The 12,965-nt window shown below is 72.4% G+C and carries 10 protein-coding genes; 6 read left to right on the top strand and 4 right to left on the bottom strand.

From position 1 onward, the window contains the following. The first annotated feature begins 17 nt into the window (after positions 1 to 17). Positions 18 to 821 carry a methyltransferase domain-containing protein gene (locus tag AB0B86_RS26255; RefSeq protein ID WP_357412641.1) on the top strand — a complete coding sequence of 268 codons (804 nt, stop codon included), beginning with the start codon at positions 18 to 20 and terminating at the stop codon, positions 819 to 821. A gap of 112 nt (positions 822 to 933) precedes the next feature. Here the strand turns inward: AB0B86_RS26255 and AB0B86_RS26250 are convergent, their stop codons facing one another. Then, positions 934 to 1,875 (bottom strand): hypothetical protein, encoded by a 942-nt coding sequence (locus tag AB0B86_RS26250; protein ID WP_357412643.1) that lies wholly within the window; start codon positions 1,873 to 1,875, stop codon positions 934 to 936. A gap of 216 nt (positions 1,876 to 2,091) precedes the next feature. Further along, a complete protein-coding gene (locus AB0B86_RS26245) occupies positions 2,092 to 2,682 on the bottom strand; it encodes a dihydrofolate reductase family protein (RefSeq protein WP_357412646.1) in 591 nt (196 codons plus the stop codon). A 276-nt stretch (positions 2,683 to 2,958) separates the two neighbouring features. On the opposite strand from AB0B86_RS26245, the gene AB0B86_RS26240 reads away from it, so the two are divergent. Next, complete coding sequence (locus tag AB0B86_RS26240; RefSeq protein WP_357412648.1) at positions 2,959 to 3,939, top strand: ATP-binding cassette domain-containing protein; 981 nt, start codon at positions 2,959 to 2,961, stop codon at positions 3,937 to 3,939. Next, positions 3,936 to 4,763 carry an ABC transporter permease gene (locus AB0B86_RS26235; RefSeq protein ID WP_357412650.1) on the top strand — a complete coding sequence of 276 codons (828 nt, stop codon included), beginning with the start codon at positions 3,936 to 3,938 and terminating at the stop codon, positions 4,761 to 4,763. Before AB0B86_RS26240 ends, AB0B86_RS26235 begins: the two co-directional genes overlap by 4 nt. Before the next feature lie 100 nt (positions 4,764 to 4,863). On the opposite strand, the gene AB0B86_RS26230 is transcribed toward AB0B86_RS26235, so the two are convergent. Further along, on the bottom strand, positions 4,864 to 5,508 hold the full coding sequence (locus tag AB0B86_RS26230) for a dihydrofolate reductase family protein (RefSeq protein ID WP_357412652.1): 645 nt from the start codon (positions 5,506 to 5,508) through the stop codon (positions 4,864 to 4,866). 206 nt (positions 5,509 to 5,714) lie between these two features. Beyond that, positions 5,715 to 8,894, bottom strand: coding sequence for a BTAD domain-containing putative transcriptional regulator (locus AB0B86_RS26225; protein ID WP_357412654.1), 3,180 nt, complete (start codon positions 8,892 to 8,894; stop codon positions 5,715 to 5,717). Between the two features lie 113 nt (positions 8,895 to 9,007). Between AB0B86_RS26225 and AB0B86_RS26220 the strand changes: the two genes are divergently transcribed. Genes AB0B86_RS26220 through AB0B86_RS26210 form a run of 3 tightly spaced genes read left to right on the top strand, consistent with a single transcriptional unit; the run spans position 9,008 to position 12,963 of the window. Next, positions 9,008 to 9,841, top strand: coding sequence for an ABC transporter ATP-binding protein (locus tag AB0B86_RS26220; RefSeq protein WP_357412656.1), 834 nt, complete (start codon positions 9,008 to 9,010; stop codon positions 9,839 to 9,841). Positions 9,842 to 9,874: 33 nt separating this feature from the next. Next, the gene (locus AB0B86_RS26215) at positions 9,875 to 10,858 is read left to right on the top strand and encodes an iron-siderophore ABC transporter substrate-binding protein (RefSeq protein WP_357412658.1); all 984 of its coding nucleotides are present in this window, start codon (positions 9,875 to 9,877) and stop codon (positions 10,856 to 10,858) included. A gap of 2 nt (positions 10,859 to 10,860) precedes the next feature. Beyond that, positions 10,861 to 12,963 carry an iron ABC transporter permease gene (locus tag AB0B86_RS26210; protein ID WP_357412660.1) on the top strand — a complete coding sequence of 701 codons (2,103 nt, stop codon included), beginning with the start codon at positions 10,861 to 10,863 and terminating at the stop codon, positions 12,961 to 12,963. Positions 12,964 to 12,965: the final 2 nt, after the last annotated feature.

The raw sequence follows: 12,965 nt of genomic DNA, 5'->3' as shown, positions 1-12,965 counted from the left end.
CGGAGAGGTAGACACCGATGACAACCGTGACGAGCGATGGCGCGTACACGTTCGACAACGGCGCACCCGACGCCGTTGCCCAGATGCACGCCCTGGAGTCCTTCCTGGATCCGATCACCACACGTCGGCTGGCCCGGCCGGTGCTGCGACCCGGTGCGACCTGCTGGGAGGTCGGGGCGGGGGGCGGCTCGATGGCCCGGCGGATCGCCCGCGCGGTCGGCGACCACGGGCACGTGCTGGCCACCGACATCGACCCCACCCACCTCGTGGCCGACGACAACCTGCACGTACGCCGGCACGACGTGCGGACCGAACCGCCGCCCGGGGACGCGTTCGACCTGGTCCACGCCCGGCTGGTGCTGCTGCACCTTCCCGATCGGCGACGGGTCCTGCGGACGCTCACCGGCGCGCTGGCTCCCGGCGGGTGGCTGGTGGTCGAGGAGTTCGACTGCACAGTGCCACAGCGGGTGCTCACCGCACCTACCGACGACGCCGCGAAGCTCTTCGCGCAGGTGATGGACGCCATGATGGGTGTCCTGGAGGACCACGGCGCCGACCTGGGCTGGGCGCAGGACGTGCACACCGAGATGGCCCTGGCCGGCCTGACCGACCTGGACACCATCACCCACTCGCAGAGCTGGGCCGGCGGTTCGACCGGAACGTCGCTCTACGAGACGAACTCCCGGCAGTTGGAACCGGAGCTGCTCGCCGCCGGGCTGTCACCCCAGCAACTGAACGCCTTCCGGCGGCTGGTGCGTGACCCCGGGTTCGCCGTCATGTCGTACCACTTCGTCTCCACCCGGGGCCGCCTGCCAAGCTGACAGCAGGTAGACGATCGCACGGAGAACTGTCCCGTAGCTCTCCCGCCGAGCCGGACAGCTCTACGGAGCACCGGCCGGGCTCCCCGTGCGGAGCCCGGCCGGTCTGCGCGGGTCAGCGTGGGACCGTTTCCTGGCCAGCCAGGACGATCAGGTCGGCGGGACGGGCGGCCAGCGGCGCTGTCGCTCCGTCGAGCCACACGAGGTACTCCACCGGCGGACCGGACGACCCCCACCTGGCACCGACGATCGTGGCTGAGCTGGCGTTGTCCGGCTGGGCACACAGGCGCACCCGGGTGCCCGGCGCGTGGCCGTCGTCGGCGACGATGAGCAGCGCGTCGAGGATCTGCCGAGCACCGACGATCGGCAGCCCCTCCACGTACGGTTCGCCCGCGTATCCCAGGCGCGGCGTCATCATCGTGCGCAGGAGCGCGGCCTGCCGAGCGGCCTCCTGGCGGACCTGCCCGTCCGCGCTGCGTGCCGCGATGCCGAGCGTCTTCTCGATGCCCGACCAGACCTGCACCGTCTCCTGCTCGACCAGCCGGCGGGCCTCGCGGTCCACATCGGCGCAGGCCGTGTCGAGGGCGGTCTCCTCGCCCAGCTCCGCGATCCAGGCGAGGTCTCCCGCCTCGGGCAGCAGCCCCGGCGACTCTGTCGCGACCACGAGGTACACCATCGTGAGCAGTTCCTCCCGGCCGTTGCCGTGGTAGAGCGCGCCCACCCCACTGCCCGCCCGCCCACGGCTCGGCGGGAAACGCTCGACGAGGTGCCGGGCACGGCCATGGGGCAGAAGCGCCGCTCGCCTCGTGTCCGACACCCGCTGCTCGAACGACCGCCGCTCGCGGCGTTCGACGAGCAGCTGACGGTGGCTGTCGAATCCGATGGGGTAGATCGTCCGCCCGTACGCGCAGAGGGTTTCGCCGGGGCGCAGCCCGACCGAATCGAGGTGCCGGGCAGCCACCGAGTAGGCGACGCCGGCCTGGGTCGCGTACTCCCGGATGGCGCGCTTGCGGGCCCGACCGGGGTGCGGGGTTCGCCGTGCGTGGTGATCAGACATGATGCCTCCGGTGCAGCCCCACGCACTCCACCGAACAGGCGGCGTGACCGCACGCCGGGAGTCGACACAACCGCGCCGAGTCGGAGACTCTTGGCCCAGCATGCGGTCAGGCGTGGGCCACCGCATCGGGCGCAGGCAGGCGCTCTGCCAGGGCCCAGCATATCGCGACCGCGGCGCCCGGCGCGGCCGTGTGCGCGCCGGGCGGACGGCAGGTGGTCACTTCGGAACGTGGAAGCGCAGGTGGGTGACGTGTGGTGATTCGATCACCGCGGTTCGCTGGAGTTCGATGTGGTCGGTGCCGAGATCGTCGAACGGGCGCGTGCCGGTGCCGAGGAACACCGGTACGAGTTGGATGCGGATCTCGTCCACCAGCCCGGCCTTGACGAACTGTCCAACGGTGGTGGGCCCGCCCATGATCAGGACGTTGCGGTCGCCGGCCACATGACGCGCCTGGCGCAGCGCGCTGTGCAAGCCGTCGTCGACGAACGTGAAGACGTCGCTCTTCATCGTCAACGGTTGGCGTGACTGATGGGTGACCACGAAGCACGGCACCGGGAACGGGGTGTCCTCCCACAGGTCCACGCCGACGTCGAACGTCCGTTTGCCGATCACCACGGCGCCCGTCGTCGCGTGCAGCTCTCGTGCCTGGGCGGCGTCGACGCCGGCCGGGGTGACCCCGTCGGCCGCCACGGCGCGGTCCTCGCCGGAGCGGAACAGCCACTCGTGCAACCGCTCGCCGCCCACGCCCATCGGGTGCTCCCTGCTGACGTCAGGCCCGGCGGCGAAGCCGTCCAACGACACGCTCATGCTCACCACGGTGCGGCCCATCGTGTCCCCCTCATCGTTCGTTGCCGGGTCACTGTCGATCGGGCCGCTGCTTCTCGTCAGCAGCCGTGCCCGGCCCAGTCGGGCATCGCGGGGCGACCCATCCGACACCCCGGCTCCTGCCGCACCCATCTTCGCGCCGGGCACCGACAGTCGGATCTGACGGGCAGCGCAGCGGACACCGTGGCCGGCCGACCGTGTCAGCCGGTGTCGGTGGCGTGTCGGGACGGTGTCAGCGGGCCCACGCATGCTGTCCGCATGACAGCTGACCTGGTGATCGAGGCCGAGGGCCTCGTGAAGACATTCGGGAAGACGAGGGCGCTGCAGGGCGTGGACCTCGCGGTGCCCCGGGGGACGGTGCTCGGGGTGCTCGGCCCCAACGGCGCCGGCAAGACCACCGCCGTCCGCATCCTCTCCACCCTGCTGGTTCCGGACGGCGGAACCGCCCGGATCGCCGGTTTCGACGTGGTCCGGGACGCCGAGCGCGTTCGGCAGAGCATCGGCCTCACCGGCCAGTACGCCTCGGTCGACGAGGATCTGACCGGACGGCAGAACCTGGAGCTGTTCGGCACGCTGCTGGAGTTGGGGCGCACCGGTGCCCGGCGACGGGCCGCCGAACTGCTCGACTGGTTCGATCTGACCAACGCCGCGAACCGGCCGGCCAAGACCTACTCCGGTGGCATGCGGCGACGGCTGGACCTGGCCGCCAGCCTCGTCGGCTCCCCCGACGTGATCTTCCTGGACGAGCCGACGACCGGGCTCGACCCGGCCAAGCGTGAGGACATGTGGGACGTGGTCCGTTCGCTTGTCGACAACGGCTCGACGGTGCTGCTCACCACGCAGTACCTGGAGGAGGCCGACGCGCTCGCCGACGCGATCACGGTGATCGACCACGGCCGGGTGATCGCGCACGACACCCCCGAAGGGCTCAAGCGGGTGGTCGGCGGGCAGACCCTGGAGGTCCGCCCCTCCGACCCGGCGCAGCTGCCCCGTACCGCGGAGATCCTGACCCAGGTCGGCTCCGGCGGGCAGGCCGACGAGATCCGCAAGGGCGTGCTCGCGGTGCCGGTCACCGACGACGCGGCCCTGACCGAGAGCGTCGCGCGGTTCGCCGCGGCCGGCATCTCGATCACCGAACTGTCCCTGCACCTGCCGAGCCTCGACGAGGTGTTCTTCACCCTCACCGGGCGTACGGCATCCGACGACGACACCACCCGCCCCACGGAGGTCGCGGTATGAGCACTCTGACCGACACAGCACCCACGAGAAGTCGCGCGCTCTCGAACTCCGCGCCGAACCCCCGGCCGTTCCGGCTGGTCCGGCACTCGTTGGCGCTCGCCAAGCGCAGCCTCATCAAGACCTGGCGTACGCCCGAGGCGCTCATCGACGTCACCCTGCAGCCGGTGCTCTTCCTCATCATCTTCGTGTACGTCTTCGGCGGCGCCGTCGCCGGATCGACTCACGACTACCTGCAGTTCCTGCTGCCCGGCATCCTGGCGCAGACGATCGCGACCGGCGCCATCGCGATCGGTGTCAACCTCAACACCGACATCGCCAAGGGCATCTTCGACCGGTTCCGGTCGTTGCCGATCCCCCGCTCGGCACCACTTGTCGGCGCGGTCCTCGGCGACGTCGTCCGGTACGTGATCGTCACCGTGTCGACCCTCGCGATCGGCTACGTGCTGGGTTTCCGGATCGACACCGACCCGTTCCGGGCGATCGCCGGGTGTCTGCTCGCGGTGCTGTTCGCGCTCTGCCTGAGCTGGCTGCCGGTGCTCGTGTCGATGAAGGTGCGCACCGCGGGCGCCGTGCAGGGTGTGATGTTCGCGCTGATCATGCCGCTGAGCTTCGCGTCCAACGTGTTCGTCGGCGCCGACACCCTGCCGGGCTGGATGCAGGCGTTCGTGGACGTCAACCCGATGACCCACCTGGTGGCGTCGGTACGCGGGCTGTTCCTGGGCACCCCACTCGGTAACCACGTCTGGTGGACCCTCGCCTGGTGCGCCGGCTTCGTGGCGGTGTTCATGCCGCTGGCGCTGCGCGCGTACCGCAAGAAGATCTGACCTGGTCACGGCGTCGGCACCTCGACCTGCCGACGCCGTGGCCGAATGGCGGTCCGGAGGATGAGCCGCCGACGGGCCGGGCCCGTGGCGCAGGCCGCGTTCAGTCGTCGCGCCCGACACCTCGGTCGGGCGCGGCCATGTCTCCCGTGCTGGGCGTGCCGTCGGCAATCCCGTACCGCAGGTAGACGGTGCCCTTCGAACTGGCCACCGGCGGTTCGAGGAGCGTGACGTTCGTGGGCACCGCCCCTCCGTCGAACACCTTCTTGCCGACGCCGAGCACGATCGGGTGCACCCAGAGGTCGAGTCGGTCGAAGAGGTGTTCGCGCAGGAGGGTCTGCACCAGGTTCAAGCTCCCGACGACCTTGACGTGCTGGTGCCGGTCACGGATCTCGCGCACCGCGCCGGCCAGATCCGGGCCGAGCTGCGTGGACCCGGCCCAGGAAAGGTCGGGCGTAGCCCGGGAGGCCACGTACTTCGGGATGCTGTTGAAGAGCGTGGCGATGGCGTTGTCCTCGCCGCCCTCCTGGTGGGGCCAGTAGGCGGCGAAGATGTCGTAGGTCCGCCGGCCGAGCAGCAGGGCGTCAGTGCCCTCGTACGCGGCGGCGACCTGCGCCCCGGCGACCTCGTCGAGCAGCGGCGCCTGCCAACCACCGAACGCGAAACCCTCCGGGTCCTCCTCGGGGCCGCCGGGTGACTGCCCGACCAGGTCGAGGGTGGCGAACAGTTCGATGTGGATCAGACCCATGCCCTGCTCCCGATGAGTGTGTGGCTCGGCCGGAGGGCGGACCCGCCAGGCATCGGCAGGCGTCCCGGCAATGCCGACTCACCATAGACCAACGGCCGCGCCCAATCCCGGTACGACAGCCGCTCGTGTCCGGACACGCCCACCGTCTCCGGGCGCGATACGACACGCCGGGACGAAACAGATCCTCATCAGCGCGATTGCCGCAGCTAGGCGAGCAGGTCGTCCATCAGCTCGCGGATCCGGGCGACGGCGGCGGCGACCGGCCGCCCGCGCCACACGGCCAGCAACGGCTCACGCTGCTCCTCGTCGCCGAGGGCGGCGTTGAGCCGTTCGGGGTCTCCGGGTGGGAAGAACGTCCCGGCGTGGGTGCCGGTCCGCGTCGCGAGGGCGAACAGTTCGCGGGCGGTCGTCACGTCGTTGCGGTGCGCCGCCAGTTCGGCGCCGCCCTGGGCCCACGCCCCGATCACCGGCAGGTCGTTGGAGGAGAGCGCCTCGTCGCGGGCGACGATCAGCGCGGCGACCGCGCGGGCGTCGGCGTTCTCCGCCGGCACCGGGCGCACCTGCGCCACCCGTAGCCGCAACACCGCCTCCGCGACCCGCAGCATGGCACGGGCCTGCGGCGGTGGGCCGGTCCAGCCGGCCAGGATCCGGACGACGCCGTCGCCGTACGCCTCGGCCTCGTCGTACCGCTCGCGCTGCCAGGCCAGGTGCGCCAGCCCGAGACACGCGACGGCGGCGTCCACCGCCTCGGCTTCGCCCGGCGCGGCGGTCTCGGACAGTCGCCGCTCGGCCTCCCGGTCGCCGGCCAGGGCCAGTTGCACGTCCAGCCGAACCCGGATCGAGCGGGCGTCCTGGGTGGCCCCGATCAACTCCATGTGTCGGACGCTGCGCGCCAGCCACTCGGCCGACGGGGAAGCCTCGCCCGGCACCAGGAACTGCCCGACGGCCCCGGCCGCCATCGCCATGCCCCAGTGGTCACCGGCGATCTCGAAGCGGCGATAGGCCTGCTGGGCGTCCTCGACCGACGCCGTGTGCATGCCGTTGTTCTCCCGGACCGCGGCGCGGGCGAACAGGCCGAGCCCCTGCACGTACGGGTCGGGGTGCTCGACCATCACGACGGTGCCGCGAATGCTCTCGTCGGGGTCGGACGCGTCGAACGTGGGTAGCGCCGAAGCGAGCACCGCCATCCGGGACGACACCTCGTCGGGCCGCTCGGCGAGGACCCGCCGAAGTGCCCGCCGGGCGAGCACGGCGAGCCGGAGATCGCCGCTGATGCCGGCGTTGACCCCGACCACCAGGCACATCCAGGCGAGCCGGTCGGCGTCGGGCAGTTCTCGGCCGGTGCGCCGGCCGTGCAGGAGCGCGGAGTGGACCCGTCGCTTCGGGTCTTCTACGTGCAGCAGACCCGCCGCCCAGCCGGACACCTCCAGGTGCAGTCCCCGCACCACCCAGAGGTGGAACAGGGCGGTGGCGATCTCGACGGCGGCGGGCTCGTCGTCCACGCCCAGCGCCCACCGCAGACCCGCGACGAGGTTGTCCTGCTCGTCGGCGCAGCGGGCGAACGCGTCGATCTGTTCGGGGCCGATGAAGCGGTCGGCGAGCGCGACGGCCTGCTCGCGCGCCCACTCGACCAACCCGCTCACGGCCGGTCCCCGGTCGCCGGCCGCGCCGAGGCGGGCCTCGCCGTACTCCCGGACCGTTTCGAGCATCCGGTAGCGTGGCGGACCGTCCCCCTCGACCAGGGTCAGCAGGGACTGTTCCACGAGTCTCGCCAGGCCGCGACGGACGTCCGGGGTCCGCGCGACCGCGGCGGCGAGGTCGGCGGTGAACGGCGCGGGGATGACGGCGACCCGCTGGAGCAACTCCCGGTCGTCCTCGGCGAGCAGTTCCCTGCTCCAGTCGACCATCGCCCACAGGCTCGCGTGCCGCTCCGGTAGGCCGCGCAGGGCGTCGTCGAGCAGCGCGAACCTGTCGCTCAGTCCGGCGAGGACGTCGTCGATCGGCATGTGCCGCAGCCGGGCGGCGGCGAGTTCGAGGGCCAGGGGCAGATTGTCGAGCCGGTGACACAGTGCGAGCGCCCGCGCGGTGTCCCAGGTCGGCACCGCGCCCCCGGCTCTCGCCCGGGACTCGATCAGGGCGAGCGCGTCGTGGTCCGGCAACGCGGTCAACCGGTGGACCCGTTCGCTGGCGAGACCCAGCGGGGCCCGGCTGGTGGCGAGCACTGTGACCTCCGGTGCGGTCACCGCGACCAGGTCCGCGACGACGGTGGCCACCGCGTCGAGGACGTGTTCGCAGTTGTCGAGCACTACCAACCCGTCGAGGTCGGGTGCCACGGCGCGCAGGCGTTCCTCGGGGCTGAGCACCCGCCGTTCCAGGCCCAGGTTGCCGCCGGTCGCCGAGGTGTCCGCGCCGCCGAGGGCCGCGAGCACCGTGGGCAGCACCTCGTCGGGCGAGCGCAGGCCGGCGAGTTCGATCACGCGTACCGACTGGCCGGCCGCCGCCGCCCGGCGGGTCACCTCGGCGGCGAGGCGGGTCTTCCCCGCGCCTCCGGACGCCACGATCGTCACCGGGGTCGCGTCGGCGAGTGCCGTCACCACGGCGTCGACGTCGCGTTCCCGGCCGACGAGGGCGGTCATCGGCCGCCGCCAGGCGGCGGGCAGGGCGATCCGCGTCGGCTGCCGGGGGGTCGCCTCGACGACCGCTGTGGTCAGTTCGCCGCGCAACAGTGCCAGATGGACCTGTGTGATCACCGGCGACGGGTCGGTGCCGTACCGGTCGACCAGGTCGGCCCGGAGCCGCTGCACCACCTCCAGCGCCTCCGCCTCCCGTCCCTGGGCGGCCAGGACCCGGACGAGCAGGGCGGCAGAGGGCTCGTCCGGCGGTGTACGCGCGACGAGCCGACCCAGGTCGGCCTCGTCGAACGGCCCGGCGCCGGCGAGGGCCGCCTGCGCGCGCAGCGCGGCGACGTCCGCGAACAGCCGGGTGTCCTCGGCGGTGACCAGCTCCGGCACCTCGGGGAACAGGGCACGCGCCCGGTCGGCCAGGATGCGGGCGGCTGGCACGTCGCCGCTGTCGAGGACCGTGCGTGCCCGGTCGACGAGCGCCCGCGCCTCGACCGCGTCGATGACGATCTCCTCGGCGGGCAACCGGTATCCACCCGGCACCGCGAGCACGGGCAACCCCAGTCTGCGTACCCGGGACATCAGCGCCTGCACCGCGCCCGTCGCGTCGTCGGGGGGCGCGCCGTCCCACACGGCGTCCACCAGCAGGCTTGTGGAGACCGCCCGCCCGCGTGCGTCGACGAGCGCGCGGACCACCGCCGCGAGCCGTTCACCCCGAACGGGCTGACCGTCGACAGCGAACGGGCCGAGGGTGGTGATCTGCACGGACCCAGCATCCCTCACGCGTGCGCGTGAGGGACGACCGCCGGTCCGTGCGGATCAGCGCGGCCCCGCCACCGGCTTGACAGGCCGCCGTTTGGTTAGGTTAGCCTAACCTCATGCAGAACGAGTTGGCGTCGGCCAACGGGGGGCGCAGCCTGTCCGGCGTCGACCTCCGTCTGGGCTATCACGGTGTGCCGGTGGTGCACGGTGCCGTGATCAACCTCCGGCCGGGTGCGGTGACCGCGCTGGTGGGGCCGAACGGCAGCGGCAAGTCCACGCTGCTGCGGGCCCTGGCCCGGCTGCACCCGATCGAGGCCGGGATCGTGCACCTCGCCGACGGTGTCACGGCCGCCAGCCTCCCGGCCCGAGAGTTCGCCCGTCGGGTCACCCTGCTGGCGCAGAGCCGGCCGGTGCCCAGCGGCGTCACAGTGCGCGACGTCGTGGGCTACGGCCGCCACCCCTACCGGGGACGCTGGCGCACCGAGGACCCGGACGGTCCCGCCGCCATCGCCCGCGCCATGGACGTCACCGGCGTCGCCGCGATGGCCGAGCGTCCGGTCGACGAACTCTCCGGCGGCGAGTTGCAGCGGGTGTGGCTGGCCACCTGCCTGGCCCAGGACACCCCTGTTCTCCTGCTCGACGAGCCCACCACGTTCCTCGACCTGCGCTACCAGGTGGAGATCCTGGACCTGGTTCGGGACCTCGCCGACGACCACGGCGTCGCCGTCGGCGTCGTCCTGCACGACCTCAACCAGGCCGCCGCCGTGGCGGACGAGGTCGTCCTGCTGCAGCAGGGTCGGGTCCGCGCCACCGGCGCCCCGGCCACCGTGTTCACCGAGGACGCCCTCACCGAGACCTATGGAATCCGGATCGAGGTGACGACCGATCCGATCAGCGGGCTGGTCACCACCCGCCCCGTCGGGCGGCACCCGATTCGCGCCCTGGTCTGAAACACCCCTCATCCACAGCAGAGAAAGACCGTCATGACCCGTACCCGTTTCACCGCCCTCATCGCCGTCGCGGCCGCCCTGACCCTCGGCGCCTGCGGCACCACCGAGAAGGCCGCCGCGCCCGAGACGTCCGCCTCGTCGGCCGGCGGCCCGGTCACCATCACCGACAGCCGGGGCAAGGAGATCACCCTCAAGGCCCCGGCGACCACTGTCGTCGGGCTCGAGTGGGGTGAGGTCGAGATGCTTGTCAGCCTGGGCGTCATGCCGGTCGGTGTGGCCGACCCGAAGGGCTACGGCACCTGGGTCACCTCGGCGAAGCTCGACCCCGGCGTCAAGGACGTCGGCACCCGGGGCGAGCCCAGCGTCGACTCGATAGTCGCCCTCCAGCCCGACCTCATCGTGATGGAGGACGACCGGGGCGCGAACATGGTCAGTCAGCTGGAGAAGTACGCCCCCGTCGTGGTGGCCAAGGGCAGCGACGCCACCGACAACCTCGGCCGGATGCGTACGGACCTCACCATGATCGCCAAGGCGGTCGGCAAGACCGCCGAGGCGCAGAAACTGCTCGCCGACTTCGACGCGGCGATCGCCGACGGCAAGAAGAAGATCGCCGACGCCGGTGCCGCCGGCCGGCCGTTCGCCATCGCCGACGGCTGGAAGGAGGGCAGCACCGTCAGCATCCGGATGTTCGGCAAGGGCGCGCTGGTCTCCCAGATCGGCATCCAGCTCGGCCTCACCAACGCCTGGACCGGCAAGGTCGACGAGGTGTGGGGCCTCGGCCAGACCGACGTCGAGGGCATGACGGTCCTCAAGGACCCGAACACGCACCTCTTCTACAACGCCTCCGACGGCGACGACGTGTTCGCCGACGGTCTCGCCGGCAACGCCATCTGGAAGTCGCTGCCCTTCGTGCAGCAGGGCAACCTGCACAGGATGCCCAACGGCATCTGGACCTTCGGCGGACCGCTCTCCGGCAAGCAGTACATCGACGAACTCGTCAAGACGTACGCGGTGTGAGCGTGCTGAACGCACCTGCGCGCCCGGAGCCGGCCACCCGGCCGGCTCCGGGCGGGCGCCCGGCCGGACCCCGCATCGTCGGTGTCTTCGTCGCGGCGATCCTGCTGCTGCTCGTCGTCGGCGCTGTGCACCTCACCCAGGGCACCTCGAGCGTCGGCGCTCTCGACCTGCTGCGACTCGTCACCGGCAACGACGACGAGGCGGCCCGCGTGCTGATCGCCGCCCGGCTGCCCCGGCTGCTCGCCGGACTGGCCATCGGCGTGGCGCTCGGGTTCGCCGGTGCGGCGTTGCAGTCGATCGCCCGCAACCCGCTCGCCTCCCCCGACACTCTCGCGGTCAACGCGGGCGCCCACCTGGCGATCGCCGCCGTGGCCGCGTTCGGCGTCTCGCTGCCCGCGCTGCCCGCCGGCGGCCTCGCCTTCTGCGGCGGGTTGGCCGCCGCCGGTCTGGTGCTGGCGATGTCCTCCGGCGGGCAGGCCGGCACCACCCGGCTCATCCTCGCCGGCTCGGCGACCGCGCTGGCGCTCGGCTCGGTGACCACCCTGTTGCTGCTCCTGTTCGAACAGGCCACCATCGGGCTGTTCGCCTGGGGAAACGGTTCGCTGGTGCAGAGCGACCTGGCCGCGCTGACCCAACTGGCACCGGTGATCGTCGGCGCCGCCGTCGTGCTGATGCTGCTCGGGCACCGCCTCGACATCCTCGCCCTCGGCGACGACACCGCCACCGTGCTCGGCCTCGACGTGCGGCGCACCCGACTCACCGTCATGGTGCTGGCCGTACTGCTCTCCGCCGCCGCCGTCACCCTCACCGGCCCGGTCGGTTTCGTCGGCCTGTGCGCCCCGGTGATCGTCCGGCTGCTCGCCCCCGTGGTGCCCGGGGTGCACCGGCACCGCGTCCTGCTGCCCCTGTCGGGCATCGCCGGGGTCATCATCGTGCTCGGCTCCGACGTGCTGCTGCGCGCCGTCATGGGCGGGCAGGCCGGGGTCGACATCCCCACCGGCGTGGTCACCACCCTGTTCGGCGCGGCGATCCTCATCTGGCTGGCCCGCCGGCACCGCGACGCGGGCCCCACCCGCCGCCCGCCCGGCGGGCACGCCGCCGTGCGCTCCGCCGCGTTCCACAGCGGCGTCGTCGCCGTCACCGCAGTGGTGACCGTCTGCGCCGTGGCGGTCGGCATGCTGGCCGGTGACACCTGGGTGCTGCTCGGGGACATCGTCAACTGGGTAAACGGCAGCACCGGGCCGGCGTACACCTTCGTGCTGGACCAGCGGTGGCCGCGCGTCGCGGCGGCGGTCCTGGCCGGGGCGGCGCTCGCGGTCGCCGGCACCACAGTGCAGGCGGTCTGCCGCAACCCACTCGCCGAACCGGGCATCCTCGGCATCACCGCCGGCGCCGGACTCGGTGCCGTCGCCCTGCTGACCTTCGTGCCGCTGGCCGGGGTATGGGCCGTCTCCGGCGTCGCCGGCCTCGGCGCGATGCTGGCCTTCGCCCTGGTCTACGGGCTGGCCTGGCGCGGCGGACTCAGCTCCGACCGACTGGTGCTGATCGGGTTCGGCGCCTGGCAGGGCGGCATGGCGGTGATCACCTACCTGGTCGTCGCCTTCGACCCGTGGAACACCGGGAAGGCGTTGACCTGGCTGTCCGGCTCCACCTACGGACGGCTGCCGACCCAGGTGCTGCCGGTGCTGATCGCCCTGCTGGTGCTCACCCCGGCCGTGGTCGCCGCCCGGCGCGACCTCGACCTGCTGGCCCTTGACGACGACACCCCCCGGGTGCTCGGCGTCCGGCTGGAGCGCACCCGGTTGGTGGCGCTCGGCGCGGCGGCGCTGCTCACCTCCACAGCTGTCTCGGCCGTCGGAGTGATCGGCTTCGTCGGGCTGGTCGCCCCGCACGCCGCGCGGGCGCTCGTCGGTGGGCGGCACTCCCGGGTGCTTCCCGTGGCGGCCCTGCTCGGCGCGGCGCTGGTGAGCATCGCCGACACCCTCGGCCGGACGGTCATCGCGCCGGCCCAGATCCCCGCCGGCCTGGTCACCGCCATGATCGGCGCTCCCTACTTCGTCTGGCTGCTGTGGCGCTCCCGCGCCGTGGCGAACAACCCCCGGTAGCT

It is taken from the genome of Micromonospora sp. NPDC049047 (assembly GCF_040649135.1).
Lineage (GTDB): Bacteria > Actinomycetota > Actinomycetes > Mycobacteriales > Micromonosporaceae > Micromonospora.
Note: the sequence above shows the minus strand (reverse complement) of the source record. Positions and strands in the feature narration are given on the sequence as shown.